This window comes from Gottfriedia acidiceleris (assembly GCF_004138285.1).
Lineage (GTDB): Bacteria > Bacillota > Bacilli > Bacillales > Bacillaceae_G > Gottfriedia > Gottfriedia acidiceleris_A.
Map to the genome: position 1 here is coordinate 22,386 of NZ_SCFN01000009.1, position 22,270 is coordinate 44,655.

The 22,270-nt window shown below is 30.7% G+C and carries 19 protein-coding genes, 1 pseudogene and 1 other annotated feature; of the genes and pseudogenes, 18 read left to right on the forward strand and 2 right to left on the reverse strand.

The window, feature by feature from the left end:
- Positions 1 to 152 precede the first annotated feature (152 nt).
- The 8 genes from EP747_RS14955 (at position 153) to EP747_RS14990 (ending at position 8,432) form a co-directional block, all read left to right on the forward strand.
- On the forward strand, positions 153 to 773 hold the full coding sequence (locus EP747_RS14955) for a 3'-5' exonuclease (protein WP_129690933.1): 621 nt from the start codon (positions 153 to 155) through the stop codon (positions 771 to 773).
- The gene (locus tag EP747_RS14960; protein WP_129690934.1) at positions 770 to 1,534 is read left to right on the forward strand and encodes an exodeoxyribonuclease III; all 765 of its coding nucleotides are present in this window, start codon (positions 770 to 772) and stop codon (positions 1,532 to 1,534) included. The genes EP747_RS14955 and EP747_RS14960 overlap by 4 nt, the downstream gene beginning before the upstream one ends.
- Positions 1,535 to 1,689: 155 nt before the next feature.
- Complete coding sequence (locus tag EP747_RS14965) at positions 1,690 to 2,307, forward strand: NUDIX hydrolase (RefSeq protein WP_129690935.1); 618 nt, start codon at positions 1,690 to 1,692, stop codon at positions 2,305 to 2,307.
- Positions 2,308 to 2,483: 176 nt separating this feature from the next.
- Entirely contained in the window at positions 2,484 to 3,419 is a 936-nt protein-coding gene (locus EP747_RS14970) for a serine hydrolase domain-containing protein (RefSeq protein ID WP_129690936.1), read from the forward strand.
- 237 nt (positions 3,420 to 3,656) lie between these two features.
- A complete protein-coding gene (locus tag EP747_RS14975; RefSeq protein WP_129690937.1) occupies positions 3,657 to 4,274 on the forward strand; it encodes a rhomboid family intramembrane serine protease in 618 nt (205 codons plus the stop codon).
- A 368-nt stretch (positions 4,275 to 4,642) separates the two neighbouring features.
- On the forward strand, positions 4,643 to 5,692 hold the full coding sequence (locus EP747_RS14980) for a PAS domain S-box protein (protein WP_165347076.1): 1,050 nt from the start codon (positions 4,643 to 4,645) through the stop codon (positions 5,690 to 5,692).
- Complete coding sequence (locus EP747_RS14985) at positions 5,605 to 6,804, forward strand: putative bifunctional diguanylate cyclase/phosphodiesterase (protein WP_235832892.1); 1,200 nt, start codon at positions 5,605 to 5,607, stop codon at positions 6,802 to 6,804. The genes EP747_RS14980 and EP747_RS14985 overlap by 88 nt, the downstream gene beginning before the upstream one ends.
- Positions 6,801 to 8,432: a diguanylate cyclase gene (locus EP747_RS14990; protein ID WP_129690940.1), complete on the forward strand. Its 1,632-nt coding sequence runs from the start codon at positions 6,801 to 6,803 to the stop codon at positions 8,430 to 8,432. Before EP747_RS14985 ends, EP747_RS14990 begins: the two co-directional genes overlap by 4 nt.
- A 33-nt stretch (positions 8,433 to 8,465) precedes the next feature.
- Here EP747_RS14990 and EP747_RS14995 read toward each other — a convergent pair whose 3' ends face one another.
- Positions 8,466 to 8,975 carry a hypothetical protein gene (locus tag EP747_RS14995; protein ID WP_129690941.1) on the reverse strand — a complete coding sequence of 170 codons (510 nt, stop codon included), beginning with the start codon at positions 8,973 to 8,975 and terminating at the stop codon, positions 8,466 to 8,468.
- Positions 8,976 to 9,125: 150 nt separating this feature from the next.
- Here EP747_RS14995 and EP747_RS24300 point away from each other — a divergent pair, with 150 nt between their 5' ends.
- On the forward strand, positions 9,126 to 9,278 hold the full coding sequence (locus EP747_RS24300) for a hypothetical protein (protein WP_165347078.1): 153 nt from the start codon (positions 9,126 to 9,128) through the stop codon (positions 9,276 to 9,278).
- Between the two features lie 66 nt (positions 9,279 to 9,344).
- Here the strand turns inward: EP747_RS24300 and lysS are convergent.
- Positions 9,345 to 10,910, reverse strand: a pseudogene (gene lysS, locus EP747_RS15000) (lysine--tRNA ligase); the annotation flags it as partial.
- Between the two features lie 77 nt (positions 10,911 to 10,987).
- Positions 10,988 to 11,251 (reverse strand) — a binding site (T-box leader).
- Between the two features lie 108 nt (positions 11,252 to 11,359).
- On the opposite strand from lysS, the gene EP747_RS15005 reads away from it, so the two are divergent.
- The 9 genes from EP747_RS15005 (at position 11,360) to EP747_RS15045 (ending at position 22,059) form a co-directional block, all read left to right on the forward strand.
- Positions 11,360 to 12,004 carry a DUF6944 family repetitive protein gene (locus EP747_RS15005; RefSeq protein ID WP_129690943.1) on the forward strand — a complete coding sequence of 215 codons (645 nt, stop codon included), beginning with the start codon at positions 11,360 to 11,362 and terminating at the stop codon, positions 12,002 to 12,004.
- Positions 12,005 to 12,180: 176 nt separating this feature from the next.
- On the forward strand, positions 12,181 to 13,044 hold the full coding sequence (locus tag EP747_RS15010; protein WP_129690944.1) for a DegV family protein: 864 nt from the start codon (positions 12,181 to 12,183) through the stop codon (positions 13,042 to 13,044).
- A 155-nt stretch (positions 13,045 to 13,199) separates the two neighbouring features.
- Positions 13,200 to 13,448 (forward strand): DUF3243 domain-containing protein, encoded by a 249-nt coding sequence (locus EP747_RS15015; RefSeq protein ID WP_088070344.1) that lies wholly within the window; start codon positions 13,200 to 13,202, stop codon positions 13,446 to 13,448.
- Positions 13,449 to 13,820: 372 nt separating this feature from the next.
- Complete coding sequence (locus EP747_RS15020; protein WP_129690945.1) at positions 13,821 to 15,296, forward strand: MDR family MFS transporter; 1,476 nt, start codon at positions 13,821 to 13,823, stop codon at positions 15,294 to 15,296.
- 214 nt (positions 15,297 to 15,510) lie between these two features.
- Positions 15,511 to 16,419: an SH3 domain-containing protein gene (locus EP747_RS15025; RefSeq protein WP_129690946.1), complete on the forward strand. Its 909-nt coding sequence runs from the start codon at positions 15,511 to 15,513 to the stop codon at positions 16,417 to 16,419.
- Between the two features lie 336 nt (positions 16,420 to 16,755).
- Positions 16,756 to 17,310 carry a GNAT family N-acetyltransferase gene (locus EP747_RS15030; protein ID WP_129690947.1) on the forward strand — a complete coding sequence of 185 codons (555 nt, stop codon included), beginning with the start codon at positions 16,756 to 16,758 and terminating at the stop codon, positions 17,308 to 17,310.
- 14 nt (positions 17,311 to 17,324) lie between these two features.
- On the forward strand, positions 17,325 to 18,236 hold the full coding sequence (locus tag EP747_RS15035) for a DMT family transporter (RefSeq protein WP_129690948.1): 912 nt from the start codon (positions 17,325 to 17,327) through the stop codon (positions 18,234 to 18,236).
- Positions 18,237 to 18,441: 205 nt separating this feature from the next.
- A complete protein-coding gene (locus EP747_RS15040; RefSeq protein ID WP_129690949.1) occupies positions 18,442 to 18,954 on the forward strand; it encodes a MarR family winged helix-turn-helix transcriptional regulator in 513 nt (170 codons plus the stop codon).
- Positions 18,955 to 18,975: 21 nt separating this feature from the next.
- Positions 18,976 to 22,059 carry an MMPL family transporter gene (locus EP747_RS15045; RefSeq protein WP_129690950.1) on the forward strand — a complete coding sequence of 1,028 codons (3,084 nt, stop codon included), beginning with the start codon at positions 18,976 to 18,978 and terminating at the stop codon, positions 22,057 to 22,059.
- Positions 22,060 to 22,270: the final 211 nt, after the last annotated feature.

Sequence of the window (22,270 nt, forward strand, 5' to 3'; positions counted from 1 at the left end):
CTTTGATTCTTACTAACTAATAGACTATTAATCTTATTATTGTACAATAAATTATGGCGAAAATGTGAAATTTTTTCGTTATTATAAAAATGCATCTTTTTATAAAAAAGCTTATAATATACTTATCATTTAAATAGAGGAAGTTATATAATATGAAATCATTTGTAGCGTTCGATTTTGAAACGGCAAATTATAATCGACATAGCATTTGTGCTGCCGGTTTTGTATTTGTTGAAGAAGGAGTAATTGTTGACCAAGTCTACTCACTAATTAATCCTGAAGAAGAATTTTATTCGATGAATATTTCTGTGCATGGAATTAGGCCAAGAGATGTTCAAGACGCACCTCTTTTCCCAGAATTTTATGAAACTATTAAAGATAAAATTGAGGGGAAAACATTAGTAGCACATAATCTATCATTTGATGGTTATGCATTAAAAGATAATTTATCAAGATATGGGGTACCTTCAGCATTAAATAATTTACTATGTTCACTGCAGCTTGCTAAGAAGGTATTGCCGAAACAATCTCGTTATTCATTAGATACTTTAGCAAGTCAATTCGGTATTTTATTAGAACATCATCACCATGCATTAGCGGATGCGGAAAGCTGTGCGAAAATATTTCTTCATTTAACGAAAGAATATGAAATCTCATCATTTGAAGAACTATATGAGAAAACTTCAATTTACCATGGGCAAATTCATCAGTTTGATTATCGTTCATCATTAGTAAAACCGAAACCTAAACGTAAATTGGAGAAGAAAGTATGAAATTAATATCTTGGAATGTAAATGGAATAAGAGCATGTGTACAAAAGGGATTTTTAGATTATTTTAATGAACAAAAAGCGGATCTATTTTGTATACAAGAAACGAAGTGCCAAGAAGATCAAATAACTCTGGAATTAGACGGTTATTATCAGTTTTGGCATTCTGCAGTAAGAAAGGGTTATTCAGGTACTGCAATTTTTACGAAACATAAACCATTAAATGTAAGTTTTGGATTTAACGGTAAAGAAGAAGATCAAGAAGGAAGGGTATTAACCTTAGAATTCGAGAAATTTTATATGGTAAATGTTTATACGCCTAATTCTCAGCGAGATTTAGCCAGATTACCAGTAAGATTAAAATGGGAAGATGATTTTAAAAACTACTTAAATAAGCTCGATGAACAAAAACCTGTCATTTTATGTGGGGACTTAAATGTCGCACATAATGAAATCGATTTGGCAAATCCAAAATCAAATCGTACGAATTCTGGCTTTACGGAAGACGAACGAGGTAAAATGACAGCATTATTAGAAAGTGGCTTTACTGACAGCTTTCGATTTTTAAATCCGACTAAAGAAGGTTCATATAGTTGGTGGTCTTATATGGCAAAAGTTCGTGAACGAAATATTGGATGGCGTATTGATTATTTTATTATTTCAAATAGACTTCAAAATGAGCTATTAAATTCAGAAATTCACTCCCACATTATGGGAAGTGATCATTGTCCCGTTGTCTTAACAATGGAAGATTCGATTATTTAATTATAGAAGAAAGCCCTAAGGTGTTAGAGCTTTCTTTTTTTTATATAGGCATTTAGTAAGTCAACGAAAAGAATTATGCGTAAACTAACGTTAGGACAAAGTATATAAAAATGTTTGTAAGAATACCTAATAGTAGAAAAGGGATGTGGATTCCTATGAGTATAAAATGGCTAGAATGGGCGCAGAGAATCCAAGCAATTTCTCAAGCAGGATTGACCTTTACGAAAGATGTTTTTGATAAAGAAAGGTATGAAGAACTAAGACACATAAGTGCTGATATTTTAAATCATTATTCAGAATTACAAATTGAAGAAATCGAGGGATTGTTTCGCAATGAACGGGGGTATCCCACACCAAAGCTTGATGTTAGAGGTGTCGTTTTTAAAAATGGAAAAATTTTATTAGTAAAAGAAAAGCTAGAAAAAAAATGGTCTTTACCAGGTGGTTTTTGTGATGTTGGATTATCAGCTTCAGAAAATGTAGTAAAAGAAATTTTTGAAGAATCAGGCTATAAAGTTGAAGTGAAGAAACTACTTGCAGTTTTAGACATGACAAAGCATGACCATCCACCTCATTCATATCACTACTACAAATTATTTATACAATGTGAAATTGTTGGTGGTAATCCATCAACTGGAACAGAAACAAGTGATATTGATTTCTTTGATAAAGACCACTTACCAGACCTTTCACTCAATCGAAATACTGCTTCTCAAATTGAATTAATGTTTGAGTATTATCAAAATCCTATAAAAGAAACTTGTTTTGATTAAAAAGAAAATATAAAAAATGTTAATTAGATCCTATTAGAGTTGCTATTGCAGCTCGATTTTGTTTTAAAGGATACAAAGTTTTTTAAAATGATTTGAAATAATGAAAAATATACATATTTAGAATTAATGTTTAAAATAGAAGGAACTTACTAAATCAACTTGAAAGGAGAAATGATTTGAAAACAAATTCTATGAACTATGTAAAATTTGAAAATGAATTAAAAAAAGAACGCATTTCAACTTGCCTTATTTATCAAAATGGAGAAATTAAATATAATTTTTATAAAAATTCAAAAAGCGAAACAAAACTATTTAAAATTAATTCCGTTACGAAGAGTGTTTTATCGATGTTATTAGGAATTGCAATTGATAAAGGATTTATAGAAAGTGTTGATGTACCAATTTCTAAATATTTTCCAAATATCGAAACGAAAAAACGAGAAATTACGATCGAACATTTGCTCACAATGACTCCTGGATATGATTGGCAAGAGTGGGGAGAATGGGGTGGGCGTCCATTCCCGATGATTAATAGTAAAGACTGGATACAATACGTACTAGAGAAAGAAATGGTTAATAATCCAGGTGAAAAAATGATTTATGATTCTGGAGCATCACAAGTACTAAGTGCAATTATGCAAATGGTAACGAATGAAAAATTGTCTACTTTCGCAAAAAAAATGTTATTTGATCCGTTAGGAATAAAAGAGTTTATTTGGCATGAAGATTCAAAAGGAATTAATATTGGTGGATTTGGCTTAAGTTTAACGTCAGATGATCTGCTAAAGCTTGGGATTTTAATGATGCAAAAAGGAAAATGGAATAATAGACAGATTATTTCAAGTGAGTGGATTGAAATATCAACAAAAGCGAAGTACCATACATATCCGCATGTTGGTTCATATGCATATCATTGGTGGGTGCTTGAAAATAATGAGTTAATGGAACTTGATTCAATGATTTATTTTGCCATGGGTTATGGAGGCCAATTTATCATTATTTCACCAAAAAACCAATTAGTAGCTGTTTTTACAAGTGCAAAATATATTAATACTTTTACCCCATTAAAAATCATTGAAAAATACTTTCCTTTAATATTAACAAATGAATAGGGCTTAAAAAGATTTAATGTGAATACATAGACTAAGGATTAAAATTCCATTATATAATGGCTACTCTTTCATTTACTCTTTTTAAGATACCCTTTATCTTGTAGTTTCTATTTCTGCCTTTAAATTTTGTATGATTTTTTTTATTGAAAATAGGAATTTTTAGAAAAATGTCGAATTAAGTAAGATAGAAGAAATATATAACAACTTGATAATAGCTCCAAGAAGGGATGAAGATTGATGTTTTTGGTGACAGAAGACTTCAAAACGTTTATTAGGAAATATCCAATCACAACAATTATGGTTGGTTTATGTACCATATTAGCGATCATTACGACATTTTTAGGTGGATATACGATCAAAAATATCATCAATTTAGGTGGATATGAGCACGAATTAGTAAAACAAGGTGAAATATGGAGACTTTTTACTTATGCATTTATGCACGGAAGCTACGCTCATTTTTTTATGAATATGACCTTTATGATTATTTTAGGTAGACCATTAGAAAGAGCGTTAGGTTCAGTTAAATTTTTACTATTTTATTTATTATCGGTTATTCTTACAGGACTTATTATTAATTTTAACTATTCACCTAATACAGTTGAGACAGGGGCATCCGGTGTTGGCTATGCTTTTTTAGGAATGTATTTATTTATTACCTTATTTAGAAAAAAGATGCTCTTTTCAGATGATCGTAAGTTTGTCATAACATTTTTAGGAATTGGATTACTATCTTCATTAATTATCCCGTCAACAAGTTTAACTGGTCACTTGGCAGGTATGATTATCGGTTTTATGATCACTCCTCTATTATTAAAAAAGGGTGCAAGGTTTCAAAACTCCGTTAATATTTAAGCTTTATATACATATATGAGTATAAGTAATTAAGTTATATCAATAAAATATTATCAAAACAAACCTAGTTCAGATTGAATTAGGTTTGTTTTGATTGTTAATTGGTTGAGAGTTAACGTTTAACTACATTGAGTTTCCATGTTTTTATGGTTGAGTAAAACGTACCATGAAGTTAAAATAAGTTTAATATTAATATTCTAAAATAATTAATTGGTTTAATATAAACCAGAAAGGTGTTGAAAATGCATAAAAACTTGAGAAGGCACAAAAAATTCTCGTTCTATGCGATTTCATATTACTTTTTGTTTGGTGCTATTTGGATTATAATGTCAAATTCTTTAATTAAATATTATTTTGGGGAAATCGATTTGAATATCTCAATCTTAAAAGGTTTCATTTTAATCATAATTAGTGGTTTGTATTTTTATTCTTTATTAATAAAAAAAAATAAAGTAGTTAATTCAGTAGAAGACCGTTATCAAATGTTTGTCGAAAATTCGTCTGATATTATTGTCGTAGTAGATTTGTCTGGTAGGATCGAATATACTTCACCTTCTGTTCAATCATTACTAAGTTATGAACAATCTGAATACGTAAGAAAATCAATTTTTGACTTTTTAGATGAAGATGCAGATGCATCGAAAATGAAGCAAGAGTTTATTAATCGTAAAGAATTTAAAACTAGCTCTCAGTTTAAAGTAAATATTGAACATAAACTTGGATATAAGGTTGTATTAGAATGTAAATGTGTACCAATCATAAATGAAAATGGTAAAGTTCAAAAATTAATGTATTTTGCACAGGATATCACCTTACAAACGCAATCTGAACGAAAATTATTGGAAAGTGAAGAGCGATATCAAAAATTAGTGAAATATTCACCTGAAACTACGCTGATTTATGGGTTGGATGGGAAAATTTTATATATAAATAATGCAGGCCTAAAATTAATGGGTGTTGATCATATTAATCAAATCGTTGGAAAAAATGTGTTTGAGTTTTTAACCGAAGAATCAATCAATATTGCACAAAACGATTTAATGAAAGTGATCGATGGTGAAATTATTACGAATGAATATACTCTCACACGACCAGATGGAGCAAGTGTTTTTACAGAAGCTTTAACCTACTTAACAATTTTCCAAGGAATGGATGCTTTACAAGTAGTTGCACGTTATATTACGGAACGAAAAAAAACTGCCGAAAAAATGGAATACCTTGCTTATTACGATACTTTATCTGGATTAGGAAATCAAAATGCGTTATACAAACAAATTGAAATCGCTTTGTTGAAAAGTAAAAAATTAAATCAACTATGTCAATTATGTTTATGGACCTTGACCGTTTTAAAAATATTAATGATACATTTGGTCACAGCTTTGGAGATAAGATACTTCAAAAAGTTACCGAAAGATTAAAACTAAGCATGGGCAAAAATTGTGAAGTGTTTCGTTTCGATGGGGATTGTTTTGTTATTTTATTAAAAAATTCTGATTCAATACAAGCTGAAGAATTGGCTAAAAAGATTTTACAATCATTCTCAAAACCATTAATAATTGAAGAACGGAATATACATGTTTCGTTTAGTATCGGCATCAGTATGTATCCAGAAGATGGAACAACTGTGGAGTTGCTATTTCAGAATGCTGATACCGCAATGAACGCAGTAAAAGAATCAGGCAAGAATGGCTATAATTTTTATACAGAACAAGTTAAACAAGCAAATGACCGAAAAATGGAACTAGAAATTGGGATACGAAAAGCTTTAGAGAACGATGATTTTAGTTTACATTACCAACCACAAATAAACTTAGTTACAAATGAAATCATTGGATTAGAAGCATTAGTTCGTTGGAAACATCCAAAATATGGATTCATTCCTCCAATTGAATTCATACCAGTTGCAGAAGAAACAGGTCTTATTATCTTATTAGGTAAAAGGGTATTAGAAACCGCGTGCCATCAATTTAAAAGATGGATTGATGCAGGTGTTCCACTAAAAAGTCTTGCAGTGAATGTGTCAGGGGTTCAGTTTAGAGATAAAGAATTTGTCGACACAGTCAGTAATATATTAATTGATTCTAAATTAGAACCAAAATACCTAGATCTAGAAATAACTGAAAGTGTGACGCAAGAAATTGTAGAAGCTACAAAAATAATGAATGAACTAAAATCAATTGGTGTTCGACTTTCAATTGATGATTTTGGAACAGGCTATTCTTCTTTTGGTTATTTACAACAATTTCCATTTGATAAATTAAAAATAGATAAATCATTTATTGATGATATTAATGTCTCTTCAAACTCTGAAGCAATTATTAGCGCGATTATTGATCTAGGCAATAAACTTGGATATGACATGGTAGCAGAAGGTGTTGAAAATAAAACGCAAGTTGACTTTTTACAAATTCAAAATTGTAAATACGCACAAGGTTATTTTTATAGTAAGCCATTACCTGTCGAGGAATTAGAAAATAAGTTTCATGACCAGCTTATTAACGCCAAAATTAGTAGGAGTGCAGGCATTTGAAACGAATTCGATTGTTGTTGGTCATTTTAGTATCAATCATTTTTGTAGGAAGTTCACTTTATTATTTTAATATAACTGAAACAACTAAGTTCGAAAAAAGCTTTGATATTGATTACCGTAATATACAAGATTATTCAAAAACAGGTTCTGATTTCACTGAAGTTTTAAAAATCTACTCAAATGAATTTTTAAACAAAGATGAAAGTAATAATGCGATGAACGACACGAGTTACATCCATTACGATCCGATAAAAAAAGAGTTCAATAGTGATTCGATCAAAGATACACTGTATGAAAATAAAAAAGGGAATATTACGGGAATCGGAAAGCCAAAGGATAATCAATTGAAATTTAAGGAAATTTTGTTGGCGGATCGATTAAATAATTATTTTTCAGAAATATACAGTTCATATCCTGATATAACTTGGATTTACTATACAAGCATCTCTGGTTTTAATAATTTATATCCTTTTGTTCCGTCGAATGAATTTAAATTTTCGAATGATTTATTAAAAGAAGAAAGTACGACATTAGGTACAATCGAATCAAATCCATATCGCAAACCTTATTGGAGCCGTCCTTATTTGGACAAAGCAGGAAAAGGAATGATGGTAACAGTATCTTCACCTGTTGATTATAAACAACGATATGTTGGATCAATTTCAATTGATATTACCTTTGAAAATTTAAGTAGAGAATTAAATAAAGATTATACTGCGATTTTATCGGATAAAAAGGGTAATATTATAGCTTCTTCAAATCAAGAATTTTTATCATCTGATAAAATAATAAATATGACAAAATTAGATAAAAAGTATTCTAGCGGATCTTTAGAAAAAATAAATACAATGCAGAATGAAACACTAACAACTCTTAACGGAATGAAAGTACTAAAATGTGATTTTCCAGGTACGGACTGGACGTTTTATTACATTTTAACAACCTCAGCTATGCTAAAAATCATTGGTATTAAGATTCTACCAATTGTATTTATCACCATTCTCTTGGTATGGATTACATGGATAGCAGAAAAAAGAATGGATGCTGAAAAAAAGTTAAAGGGATTAGTAAATGATTTAGAATGCAAGAAAACCGAGTTAGAAAATCTTTCATTAAAGGACCCTTTAACTGGAGTTTTAAATCGAAGAGGGCTCAACGACTTGATACTCTCTGATTTAGAAAAAACTACTGAAACAGAGTTAGACTGCTCATTTTTGATTTTTGATATCGATAATTTTAAAAAAATTAATGATCACTATGGGCATACAATCGGTGATTTTGTACTAAGTCAGAGTGCTAAATTAATTAAAGAATTGATTCGTAATCATGATTATTTAGGGCGATGGGGTGGAGAAGAGTTTCTAATCGTATTACCAAATACACCTTTTCATCAATCAAAAGAAATAGCTGAAAGACTTAGATGTGCGATTGAGGAACACGAATTTCATTATGAAAGTCTAAACATACACGTTACGATGACGTTTGGTCTATCGAGATTTAATCCACAAAAAGGTGTAGTTGAGAGTATTAATCGCGCTGATAAGGCGATGTATGCAGGAAAACAAAACGGGAAAAATTGTGTTATTTGTTACGAAGATTTAAACGGTGAAGAACCTTCTAAAAAATAGAAGGTTCTCTTTTTTAGAGTGCTCATTTTTAATTTAAAAATCATATAAATCAATAATTCGGTCAGCTGTTTGACGGTTTCTACATAATTTGTAAATATCATTAAAAAAACGTTCAACTTCAGTAGAAGAATTTGGTATTGGTATTTCTACTTGAAGCGATCCGAAAACTTGCTTGAAATAAGCTTTTCGCTCAGCATTTTTTCCATCTCGTTTCAATGGGTTATATTTCCAGACCAAAGAAAATTGTCCATCTTGTTCATGAATTTCTCTTATTTCTGCAGCGGTTGTTGATTTATTTTCAACATATATGACTAAATAAAAATTTTCATTTCGATGCCAGTCGATTAATAGTAAATAATAGCTTTCTTCCTCGACCTTACTTAGATGAAAGGCTGAAACAATCGTTTTACCGTTTGTCCATTGTTGAAAATTTTGTAATGTATTTAAAGTTGTTGGAATTTCTTCAATATTAAATAAAGAATTATTTGAAACCATCCATTGTTTAATATGATTTGAAATACTTATTGCAAATTCTTTTTTCATCATTTACCTCAACCATTAATTAAGTCCTTTTTCTTATCATATCATCAATATCAGCATAATAAAATTCTTCCTTGTAATAATCTACCATCTATAAGTTAAAGTTCAAATACTCATATTATTAATGATGATATAACTAAGGAGGAATTTATAATGGCAAGAGGTAAAAGCTTTAATCATAAGAAAAAAGGTCATGAACCAACTCATCCAAAAGGATCACTAGTCGCACCTGAAGACCGTAAACATGAAGATCGAGAAGAAGATTATATTGTGACAGAAGAAGCATTTAAAAATCGCATTCAATAAAAAATGATAAAAATGGACTCAGATTGTATATACCTGAGTCCATTTTTATTTTAGCTTCCTTCTATATTAACCTTCGTTGAAGTTTAATAAGTTGATTAGCTGATTTTTATTTACTGCTTGAAACAACAATGGAATAGGTGGCCCACTTGTTCTACTTAAAACGAGTTGATAGATCATTGTGAAAAAAGTTTTTTGATTTGCTTTCATCATTTTTTTATCGTCATGATAACAAATCGAATATAATTCTTTCATTAATTCAGTTTGATCTGGGTGCTTGTTATTTAATAGATAGTCACATAAATTTTTCAACCAATCCTTCTGTTCATCATTTAAAGAATGATAAAATTCAATTGTTTGTTCTTCATTTACAATTATATTTTTTTGTGGATAGTATTTTTTAATCCAATATTCAGCCATATGACTAATTTTCTCTATTTCCTTGGCTGAGTATGTTTCCGCATTATTAACAAATATGTCTTTTAATAGATCTACATTGTAATTAACGAGAGGCAGAATGCTAGCAACATGATTAAACTTTGGATATTTTTTATCAATTTTACCAATATGTGCAAATTCGAGCGATTGACAAATATCTAAATCGTGTAAAGATTGATCAATATAATTTGATTGATACCTTTCAAATTCTGAATAGTTTTTAATCACATCTTCATCTAGACCAATATTAAATGCTGCTGTTGGTTTATATTTAGCAAACATAAAAAGGATGACTTCTGGTAAATAGATTTTCAATAACTCAGATGGTGTTATTAAATTTCCAGAGGAGCTAGACATTTTTTGTTTCTGACCTTTTATTCCAATAAACTCATATGGTGTATAATGAGGTGCATCATAGTTGAAAATGGCTTTAGCAATTTCTTTAGAAACGTTGTAACTGCCTGTTTCAGATGAATGGTCTCTTCCACCAGGTTCAAATACAACGTCTTCTTTCATCCATCTCATAGCCCAATCAATTTTCCAGTTTAATTTAATATTGTTTGCAGTTTCTACAGATAATTGATTTGAATATCCACAACGACATTTATAATTTAAAATTTTGCTTTCATTATTATATCGAGTAATTGAAGGGTCATCTTTCTCGCAATTTTCACAGTACAGAGTAATAGGGTAAAAATCATTACGTTCTTGTTCATTTGGAACACTTGTTTTGAACTTCATTAAAATATCATAAATTTCTTTTCTTTTTTCAATAGCGTGTATTATGTCTACATTGTATCTACCAGATTTATATTCATTACTTTGATAGATAAACTCAACCTCAATTCCTAGTTCAGATAAGGAATTTTCAAATTCCTTTTCAAAGTGTTCGGCGAATGATGAGTGACTGCCAAATGGGTCAGGGATATTTGAATAGGCTTTACCTATAAAATGATGATAAGTTGGATCAATATTATTCGGGACCTTCCTAAAACGATCAAAATCATCCCAAGAAAAGATAAATCTTGTTTTCTTACCTAAATTATTTAAAGCTTTCACAACAAAATAAGTTGTAATGATCTCACGAAAATTTCCAATATGAACCGAACCGGATGGGCTTATGCCAGATGCACATACATAAGGTTTTTTATTCGGATATTTTTCAATTAATTCATTTGCGATTTTATATGCCCAATGCTTGTTATCACCTCGAAATTTTTTTTATTTAACCTTCTAATTGCAATAAAAAAACTCCCACCCCCAAGATTTATCATCTTGAGGACGAGAGTTGTTAACTTCGTGGTACCACCCCAGTTTATTGATATGTTACCATACCAACCTTATTTAGGTACGGCACGAATGCTTATACCCTATCTCTATAACGGGAGAACCCGGCGTACCATTCCTAATGTGAACTTTAGTTCCATACGAAGCTCCAAGTCTTTTTTCATAAAGTTTATTATTACTCCTTTTTCAGCACACAGGAGCTCTCTGTAAATAATTTTTAACTTTATTACTTTTCTCTTCATAGCTTTTAAATTTCGAAATATTAATTGTTATTATATTAATCAAAACAATATTAATTGTCAATTAAATTTAATGTTGAATAAACTGATTTAAATACTGTTTGAACAGGAGGTGTCAAATTGAGGGATTTAGTTGATGATTTACCCCTTATCGGTGCATATTTTTTATTATTTGGTACATCAACAGCTGCTGTTGGTGTTTCAAGTAAAAGAATCGTAAGTGAAAACTTTGGTAGAAGTTTATTCGCTAAAGGAAATGCAATCGAAGCATTTGGCAACTCTATACAAGCAATTGGGAGAGAAAAACTATATAAGAGAAAAGAAAAAGAATTTGAATTAACAATAATGATTGGTGCTTGGATTCAAGCAATCGGAAACGGTACAAATACATTTGCAACAAATTTAGAAATTCAAGGTATGGAAAGAGAGGGGCATAAATTAAATGCACTTGGAAGTGTCATTCAATCAATAGGTGCTCAAATTGAAACAACTGGAGCATTGCCCGAGGGGACGCAACTAGGTAAAATTGAAGCTTATGGAAATCAATTAATCGGATTAGGTGCTTTAATCGACGGCATTGGTAATGCTGCATTACTACGTGATAAAATTATTTTAGGAGATGATTTATTACTTGTCGGTAGTTGGGTTCAAGTGTTCGGAGCAATTTTAATTATTTATGCACTGCGAAATAAAAGAAGCGAATATGAAAAAGAACAGTTAGAATATCGATATGGCTATTATTCAAATAAACGGTTCGAATGGTAAATTAATAATTTTTTGTGAAGAATACGAAAAAAAGAAGGTATAAATTAGTTAATAGCAAATATTATTATTAAAATTATATTAAAACATTTTATTTTTCTGTAATAACATTTTGTGAGAAAATAGAAATAACCAATCTAAATAGAATTAACCAATTTTTGAAACAGAGGTATGATTAGATGAATTTAAAAATAATAACAGATAGTGCGGCAGATTTACCAAAGGAGATCATTGAACAATATAATATTGATGTTATTCCACTACGAGTTTATTCAGAAGATGAAAAAGAATATTTTGATGGTTTAACATTGGATTCTAAAACTTTATTTAATGAAATGCGTAATGGAAAAGTATTTAAAACGTCTCTTCCTTCGTATGAATATATTTATAATACTTTCGTTAAATATGCAAAAGAAAATACACCATGTATCTATATTGCGTTTTCTTCTGAACTTTCAGGTACATATCAATCAGCAGTCATGGTAAAAAATGAGTTTGACGAGGAATTTCCTGACTTTGATTTAGAGATATTTGATACAAAAAGTGCATCAATCGGACAAGGGCTAATAGCTGTTAATGCTGCAAAGCTTGCGATGAATGGAGCTACAAAAGAAGAGGTTGTTAATAATATAAAACATAGCATACAACATATTGAACATATCTTTACAGTAGATGACCTTCAATATTTGGTACGTGGAGGTCGCTTGAGTAAAGTGGCTGGTTTTGTAGGCAATTTATTAAATATTAAACCTATATTACACGTTGAAGATGGAAAGTTAATTCCACTTGAAAAAATTAGAGGTTCTAAAAAATTGATAAAAAGAATTCTTGAAATTATGGAATCTCGCGGGACAAATTTATCAACTCAATTAATTGGTATTTCTCACGGTGATGATTTAAATAAAGCAATTGAAATTAAAAATGCTATGACAGAGACATTTGGATGTAAGGAATTTGTCATTAATTCGATCGGGTCGGCTATAGGTGCACATGCAGGGCCTGGTACTTTAGCAATATTTTTTATGAACGAAAATAAAAAATAAAAATTAAAAGAGCTAATTTTACAAAATGAAATTAGTTCTTTTTTATTTTAATTTTCTGACAATATTACCCGGATAATAATTCATACATAATTACTTCATAAAAGGTAAATAGTATTTATGTAATCTTCAACAACTAATTATATGAGGTGAAAACGATGTCAATTTTAGATAACTGGGATCAATGGAAAGATTTTTTAGGTGATCGATTAGATGCAACAGATGAGAAGGGTGTTGGTGAAGGTGCTATTTCTGAAATGGCATATCGCTTAGGAAATTATTTAGCAAATGAAGTAGAACCAAAAAATGCAGAAGAACAAATTTTAAAAGACCTTTGGAATGTTGCAGATGAACAAGAGCAACATACAATTGCTCATCTAATGATGAAGTACGTTAAAAATAAATAATTAAAATAATGTGATTAAAAAATAGCCCCAGTGAATAGAATCATAAGGGCTATTTTTTATTTGTTGAATTTAAGTTATTCGTAAATTTTATGATTGAAGCAACAATGCTAGTATACAAAAAATCAATAAAAATAATTAAAAATTAAACTTGAAATGGACATTTAATTCACATATACTGTACTTATTGTAAGTACTGTTTTTGGGTTAAGGACAATTACTATTTACATTTTAATTGATTTTTTGTATGATAGACTTTCTGTTCAAATTTCGCTTTTATCATAAAATGGATTTTTGCACTAATAAATAGAATGGAAAATTTGAACGCATTTCAATACAGCTTTTCAAAATATATAGAAGAAATGGGGATAATATATGAATAATCAGCAAAACTCGGCTGACACGCCGTTTAGCGTAAAAACGATTATTGGTCCAATGATGGCAGTAATCGTTGGTATGATCATGGTTATTTTAGATAGTACGGTAGTAAACGTAGCATTACCTGGAATAACCGAATATTTTAAATCCGATTTAACAAAAATGCAGTGGACAATTACAGGATATACATTGGCATTATCAGCTGTAATACCACTTGCAGGCTGGATGTCTGATCGATTTGGAGCTAAGAAAATTTTCTTATTAACGATTTTGTTTTTTACAATCGGTTCAGTTCTTTGTTCTGTAGCGCAAACACCTGAACAGTTAATTTTATTTCGAGTAATCCAAGGAATTGGTGGAGGAATGGTTGCTCCAATCGGTATGGCAATTATCTTTAGATTAGCTCCTCCAGAAAAAATCGGATCAATTATGGGGATGCTTGGTATTCCGATGTTACTTGCACCTGCATTAGGTCCGGTTATCTCAGGATGGTTTGTAGAGTATTCTACTTGGCATTGGATTTTCCTAATTAATTTACCAATCGGTATTATTGCAATAATAATCGGATCTAAATTCTTACCTAATTTTGAATCAAAATCAGTACCTGCTTTAGATGGATTAGGAATTATTATTGCTCCAATCGCTTTTTCAATGTTAGCTTACGGAGTTAGTCAAAGTTCAACAAGTTGGACTTCAAAAGGAACATTAACAGGTTTAATTGTTGGTGGAGTTGCATTATTACTTTTCATCTTTGTTGAGCTTCGCCTAAAACAACCTTTACTTGAGTTACGTGTATTTAAATCGTCTGATTTTGTTAGAAGTATTTTAATTACTTGGATTATGCAAATTGCATTATTCGGTTCTTTCCTAATTGTTCCATTATTTTTACAAACAGTTAAACAATATGGGGCATTTGAAACTGGCTTAATTATGTTACCTCAAGCACTAGCATCGGCTTTAATGATGCCAATTGGTGGTAAAATGTATGATAAAGTTGGTGCTAGACCGATGGCGTTAGTTGGTTTAACAATTATCACATCTGCACTATTCATTTTCTCTAAAATTTCAGTTGACTCTTCAAATACATTTATTATGTTAACACTTGCTATGATGGGTGCTGGAATGGGATTATCGATGATGCCGATTAATACACATGTATTACAATCTGCACCAAGACATTTAGTAAGTCGTGTAACTCCTTTAACTGCAGCTGCACAGCAAGTAATGGTATCATTTGCAGTAGCAGGTATGGCTGGATTTTTAACTTCTAGTACAAAGGATTATATGGCAAAAACAACGAATCCATTAAATGCGATGATTTCAGCATTTGGTGATACTTTCTTACTAGCAGCAGGTATCGCATTAGTAGGTGCGTTGTTAGCAATTATTTTACGTAAACCAAAAGTGCAAGATGCAGATGCGTCAAAAGCAGATCTTGACGAGTCAAAATCTTCAATGATGGTAGGACATTAATAAATAAAAAGAAGCCAAATTTAAAATTGGCTTCTTTTTTTGTCATAATTGATTATAATTTGAATAGTATCGAAAAAATTTTAATAATTTCTACAATTTTAAGAGAAATGTTATAAAACTAATAGAATTGTAATAAAAATGTCCTTATTATGTAAGGTTAGTTATGTATAATAAAGGCTCGAATATAGATTTACTTTACAATGGAGCTGATTTAATGATTAAAAGTATTTGCAAAGCAACTTTGGCACTATCAATTTTAACTGGAGGTTTATTCTATGGAAATTCTACTCCGAGCTCAATTAAGACCGTGGAAGCTGCGACGATAAGTGGCACAGTAACTGCATCAGTTTTAAATGTTAGAAGTGGACCCAGTACAAGTAATAAAGTAATTGGCACACTTAAGAAGGGTGCCAAAGTTACGATTACAAGCACAAGTGGATCTTGGTATAAAATAAAAAGTGGAACAAAAATTGGATGGGTTTCAAGTAAATATATTAAAAAAACCCCAACTACAGTTTCTGCCACGACCGTAAATAAAATGAAAACTTTAGGTGCTTCAAAGCAATTAATCGTTGTATCAGCAGAAAATGAAAGTACAAGAAATGTTTTAATTGAAACATTTGAAAAAAGCGGTACTAGCTGGAAAAAATTACATACATATTCAGGTGTGATCGGTAAAAACGGCATGATTAGTAGTAAGCATGAGGGGGATTATGAAACACCTGAAGGGAAATATACAATTACAACAGCATTCGGTAGATATTCGAATCCAGGTACGAAAATGACATACCGTAAAATTACTTCAAATGATGTTTTTGTAGATGATTCAAATAGTAAATTATATAATACTTGGCAATTGGCATCAGAAAATAACGGTAGATGGAAAACTGCTGAAAAAATGAATATTTCTCAATATGATTATGGATTTGTTATTAACTATAATACTGCGAGAACCCCAGGAAAAGGTAGTGCAATATTTTTTCACGTAGCTGGAACTTCAGGATATACGGCAGGCTGCACAGCTACATCTAAAACAAATGTAGTATCCATTTTAAAATGGTTAGATCCTGCAAAAAAACCACTAATTATTCAAACACCATTGAATAAATTAACTCAATATTAATATGTTTTAAAACTGGTCAATAATTTGATCAGTTCAGACTATTGACAAACGCTCGCTTTCTTCGTTGTTTCGTCTGTCTGCGGTGCTCATTACCGTTTGGGGTAACTCCGCTCCTCACCAGACTTCTCGCCTCGAAAGACAAGCGCTTGCAATTAGTCTGAAACTCAAGTTTTTTAAGTACACACTGAACTGGTCAATAATTTGATCAGTTTTTTTGTTTCACTTAATAAATCATTTTTTCCAAAAAGTAAAGTGTAAAAAGTTAGTTTATTTCGAAATTTCTAAGTATAATAGAAGGTACAATTACGATAAAATGTGAATTTTTAGAGGTGGAATATGAGCAAACTAGAATTTTTTGAATTAGAGACTAGTCGATTAATACTCAGAAGGTTTAAAGATGAAGATGTTAGCAACTTTTATAAATATCGTTCAAATCCAGATGTGGCGATTTATCAAGGCTGGGAAAATTATACATACGAACAAGCGACAAATTTTATTGAAAAACAAAAATCAGCTGAAATGAATATTCCTGATTCATGGGTTCAAGTAGCGATTGAAAATAAAATAGATGGTCAACTAATAGGGGATATTGGAGTACACACTTTATCAAATCCTAAAAATCAAGTTGAGGTCGGCTTTACATTAGAGCCATTGTATCAGAATAATGGATTTGCCTTTGAAGCATTACAAGGGATTCTTGATTATTTATTTAATGAATTAAATAAAGAAAAAATAAACGCAATTGCTGTAGAACAAAATTCATCTTCAATTAAATTATTAAAAAAATTAGGATTTCATGAAATGAAAATAATAGAAAATTCTTATTTTAAAGGCCAATATGTAACCGAATTTATGTTTGGACTTTCGAAAAATGATTGGAATAAAAAGTAGGAGATGGGAATTAAATGAATTTTTTTAAAGGAGCATTGTATTTATCATTGGCCGCAAGTATTTGGGGGATGACTTATGTTGTTAGTAAAGTAGTTTTAGATAGCATTTCTCCATGGTTATTACTAGAAATGAGATTTATTTTAGCTTTATTAACATTAGGGGTAATCAGTCTTTTCCAAAAAAGCTGGAAAATTAGTAAGAAAGATTTGTTTCCTCTCGCAATAATTGCTTTAGTCGGCTATACTGGCTCAATTGGTTTCCAATTTGTTGGTACAAAGCTTTCAGGTGCAGCAATGGGCTCTTTAATAACTTCAGCTTCACCTGCATTAATATCATTATTTGCATTTTTTATTTTAAAAGAAAAAATTAATAGTCGTAAAATTGTATCGTTAATTTTAGCAACTATTGGAGTAATCGTTGTAATAGGATTACCAAAAGGTGGATCAAATTTAGGCGCATATTTTGGAAATCTCATACTAGTAGGTGCAGCAATTACTTGGGCATTATATACAGTTCTAAGTAAAGTTCAGACTAGTAAATATTCATCATTAACCGTAACAACTTGGGCGACGGTATTTGGCGTAATTTTTACATTACCATTTACGATTATTGAACAAAGTAAACACATAACTCCCTTACCATCAAATGGTTGGATTTGGATGGGTGTCATATTTTTAGGAACAATCTCAACAGCAGGTGCCTTTTATCTTTGGAACAAAGGATTTGAATATATTGATACTTCCACAGGATCATTATTTTTCTTTTTACAACCATTAATTGGTACGATATTTGGATATTTTTTATTAAATGAAGAAATTAGCCCTTCTTTTTTCATAGGAAGTATTCTAATTGTTGTAGCTGTGTATTTATCGATAAAAGAACCTAAGCAGAAAACAACGCTTCAATATAACTCTAAAAAAGCATGAAACATTTAAAAGTGGTTGAAATACTTAACTGCTTTTTTTTATTGGCTACTTTACCTAAATATAAAATCTTAAGATTAGATGTTATGAACACAGACTTTTATATGTATATAAATTGACAAATGTAGTTAAGACAAATAATATAAATCTTGTGCGATACATCGTATAAGATGTATTATGCTCGGAAGTATTATGTTGGAGGGATTAAATGGTAGAACGAGCAGAATTTATTCGTGAATCAATCGATTTTTTACAACGGTTTTTAATGAAAAGCCTTCAAAAGCATTCGGAGGAACATGGAGTTACAATTCCACAAGCAAGAGTTATTGGCGAAGTGTATGCTCATAAAACAATGAGCATTAAACAACTTTCTAAAAATCTTAAAATGACTCAAAGTACTGTATCAGATATCGTTGAGCGTCTGACTACAAAAGGCCTTTTATTGAAAACACCAAATCCAAAAGATAAACGTTTCGTGGAGATTTCTTTACCTAAAAATATTGCGGATGAAATAAATGGTAGCATTACTGAAATTGCAAATAAGTCATTAAATAGTGCATTAGGTCTTCTAAATTCTGATGAACAAGAGATTGTAGAGAAAGGAATGAAATTATTAGTTACAGCTGTTAAGAAAAAGATGGAGACAGATGGAATGGATAATTATGAATTCTTTGATGTATTGTACTTTCTTGATGAGGAAAAAGAAAAAAAAGAGAAATAAATTAATGAAGGAGAGGATCATGTGAACAAAATCATAAAGGGTCGTTGGATCATTTTTTCAATTTGGTTAATTGCAACAGTATTGTTAACAGTTCTTCAGCCTGACATAAATGCAATTCTGCGGAATAAGGGGCAGGAAGGAGCGAATAGCGATTCACCTTCAGTTATGGCAGATCATATCCTCAAAAAAATGGATACTGCAAAAGGAACGAACAATCTGATTGTTTTTTATGATAAAAATAAAATTTCGAATGACCAAATGGAAAAAATTGGTGATGCTGTTAAAGGAATCCGTGATAGCAGCAAAGAACTTAGAATATCGGAATTCATTGATCCTTTTAGTATTCCAGATGCAAAAAGTTCATTAGTATCAAAAGATGGTACAACACTAATGGTGAGTTATAAGTTAGATAAAAACGGAAGAGAAATAGATGATATTAAAAAACAATTAGATAATAAACTAAGTGAAGTACCAGTTAAATATTATCTAAGTGGTGAAGATTTTATCAACAATGATTATTTAAAAGCTTCGCAAGCTGGAGTCGAAAAAAGTGCTGCATTGACAGTGATTTTTATTTTAGTAGTACTTGTTCTTGCGTTTAGATCGATTGTCACACCATTTGTATCGTTAATTGCTGTTGCATTCTCTTATCTATGTTCAATGGGGATAGCTGCTCAATTAATCGATAAAGCTGGATTTCCAATTACAAGTCTTACTCAAATGCTCTTAATACTGATTCTTTTTGGTATTGGAACAGATTACAACATACTCCTTTTTAATCGTTTCAAAGAGGAACTTTCACTTGGACATTCAGTTGATGAATCAATTGTAAACACATATAAAACGGCTGGTAAAACAATTGCCTATAGTATTTTAACTGTGTTTATTGCGTTCCTTGCACTCGTATTTGCAGAATCTCCAATTTATAAATCAGGTGTTGTAGTTGTAATAGGTGTATGCATATTATTATTAGAAATTTTAACGTTAACACCATTTATATTGAAGGTATTAGGAAAAAAACTTTTCTGGCCATCTAAAAATGTTGGTGGACACAAAGAAAACAAATTTTTTGGAAATTCGTCTGCTTTTGCCATAAAGAAACCGATTATAACAATTGTCGTAATACTATTGGTTTTATCTCCAATGGTGTATTTTCATCAAGAAAAGCTAAACTTTGATACGATTGGAGAACTGGGAAATAAATATCCTTCATCAAAAGGATTTAATATCGTTTCAGATCATTTTGGTAAAGGTCAGGCAATGCCCGCAACAGTCGTTATTCAAAATAACAAAGCGCTTGATAATAATCAATCACTTGCAGTAATTGATAATGTTACTGAAAGACTTAAGAAGATAAAGGGTGTTAAGCAAGTATCTTCAGTAACACAACCTGAAAGTAAACAAATTGATAGTTTTTATGTTGATAGTCAAATGGGTACAGTGACTGATGGTATTTCAAAAACACAAGATGGTGTTAACGAAATACATGACGGATTAAGTTTAGCCCAAGATAAACTAGGATCAGCGGATTTTTCAAAGGTTAACCAAATGGTAGATGGAACAACAGAACTACAAAATGGTGTTACAGCCTTAAGTGGTGGATTAAAACAAATTCAAGCAGGGATCGGCGATGGTTCTAGTAATTCTCAAACAATCTCTAATGGTATAGCAACCATCGAAATAAATTTAAGAAAAATGAGTAGTGGTGTAACATTACTAGCAAAAAATTATGAGAAAATGCAATCGGGTTATAAAGAATTAGGAACTCATTACCAAGAATCAGCACAAGCACTACTTGGTCTAAAAGGCGCAATTTCTCAAATGCAATCAATAGTGACAGCACTAGGTAGTAGTTATTCGAATTCAAAAGATGATGTAAATTACCAATCATTAAAGCAAACAATTGATCAAACAGTTGCTTCTTTAAATCAAATTACTCCTGAAGGAATCAAGGTTTTAAATGATAATTATAATGCTGTAACTGCAGGTTTTGCTACTGCAAACAGTAATCTTTCTAGTATGAGTAATGGCTTAACTCAAATGGCTGATGGTTTGAAAAAACTCGAAAGTGGCTTAAGCGATGCATCATCTGGAATCGGAAAAATTGTCACAAATATGAATAAAGTATCAGATGGACTTGGACAAATGAAAATAGGACAGCAACAGCTAGTATCTGGCATCAATGGATTTAGTACATTTGGTGAAAAGCTTTCTGATGTAAACGGTGGTTTAAAGAAAATTTCTGACGGTTTAGGAAAGACAAATGATTTCTTAACTCAGTTTAATTCAAATAAAACTTTCTTTATTCCAAAAGAAGCATTGGCTGATGAGAACTTTAAAAAATCAATAGACATGTTTATGTCAAAAGATAAAAAGATTACAAAACTAACAATTGTTTTGGAGAATGATCCATATTCAAAAGAATCATTAAATACAATCAATAAAATAAATTCGGCTGTTAAAAATGGACTTAAGGGCACAGAACTTTCAAATGCAAAGTCAGGTGTTTCGGGTCCGAGTGCAACAACAAATGATATGAACAATATTTTGAGTAGTGACCTAAATAAAACAACAACAATCGTTATAATAGGGGTATTACTTGTATTATTCCTAGTGATAAGATCATTCTGGACACCAGTATTTATCACTGCATCACTTTTAGGAGCATACTACTGTGCAATGTTTGTGATTAACTATATTTTCATAGACTTGCTTGGATATGAAGGGATATCTTCTTTTGTTCCGTTCTTCTCTTTCATAATTATAGTAGCTTTAGGAGTAGATTATAGTATTTTCCTAATGATGAGATATAAGGAATATTCTAATTTGTCACCGAAAGAGGCAATCGTATTAGCATCTAAGCATACTGGTGGAGTAATTATTTCAGCGGTAATCATACTTGGAGGTACATTTGCTACACTTATGCCATCTGGAATCCTTTTATTGTTTGAATTAGCAATAGCGGTAATAACTGGCCTAGTAGTACTTTGCTTTATATTATTACCAATCTTTTTACCAGCAATGATTGCGTTACCAGAAGCATTGGCTAATCTATTTTCAAGAAACAAAGAAGCTAATGTTGATACAGAAAAACATGTAATTTAATAGAATAATAGATTTAATTGAAAAATGCCGACTTGCTATCGAAATAATAGTAGGTTCGGCTTTTTTATTTAGGATTTAAAGATTTTGATAATAAAGGGAATGCAGAGTTTAACTTTATTAAAACGATAAAACTGATCAGATTGTGAACTCTGCATGAAAAAGTGAAACTTGCTCCATAAAACAAATTACCATTCATTGCGCAAAAAAAGTG

Excerpts from the sequence above, each read along its gene's own strand:
- EP747_RS14975 (WP_129690937.1), top strand. The coding sequence starts at position 3,657 with ATGTTTTTGGTGACAGAAGACTTCAAAACGTTTATTAGGAAATATCCA.
- EP747_RS15015 (WP_088070344.1), top strand. The coding sequence starts at position 13,200 with ATGTCAATTTTAGATAACTGGGATCAATGGAAAGATTTTTTAGGTGAT.
- EP747_RS15040 (WP_129690949.1), top strand. The coding sequence starts at position 18,442 with ATGGTAGAACGAGCAGAATTTATTCGTGAATCAATCGATTTTTTACAA.
- EP747_RS15025 (WP_129690946.1), top strand. The coding sequence starts at position 15,511 with ATGATTAAAAGTATTTGCAAAGCAACTTTGGCACTATCAATTTTAACT.
- EP747_RS24300 (WP_165347078.1), top strand. The coding sequence starts at position 9,126 with ATGGCAAGAGGTAAAAGCTTTAATCATAAGAAAAAAGGTCATGAACCA.
- EP747_RS14965 (WP_129690935.1), top strand. The coding sequence starts at position 1,690 with ATGAGTATAAAATGGCTAGAATGGGCGCAGAGAATCCAAGCAATTTCT.
- EP747_RS15020 (WP_129690945.1), top strand. The coding sequence starts at position 13,821 with ATGAATAATCAGCAAAACTCGGCTGACACGCCGTTTAGCGTAAAAACG.
- EP747_RS15010 (WP_129690944.1), top strand. The coding sequence starts at position 12,181 with ATGAATTTAAAAATAATAACAGATAGTGCGGCAGATTTACCAAAGGAG.
- EP747_RS14985 (WP_235832892.1), top strand. The coding sequence starts at position 5,605 with ATGGACCTTGACCGTTTTAAAAATATTAATGATACATTTGGTCACAGC.
- EP747_RS14995 (WP_129690941.1), bottom strand. The coding sequence starts at position 8,975 with ATGAAAAAAGAATTTGCAATAAGTATTTCAAATCATATTAAACAATGG.
- EP747_RS14955 (WP_129690933.1), top strand. The coding sequence starts at position 153 with ATGAAATCATTTGTAGCGTTCGATTTTGAAACGGCAAATTATAATCGA.
- EP747_RS15035 (WP_129690948.1), top strand. The coding sequence starts at position 17,325 with ATGAATTTTTTTAAAGGAGCATTGTATTTATCATTGGCCGCAAGTATT.
- EP747_RS15030 (WP_129690947.1), top strand. The coding sequence starts at position 16,756 with ATGAGCAAACTAGAATTTTTTGAATTAGAGACTAGTCGATTAATACTC.
- EP747_RS14960 (WP_129690934.1), top strand. The coding sequence starts at position 770 with ATGAAATTAATATCTTGGAATGTAAATGGAATAAGAGCATGTGTACAA.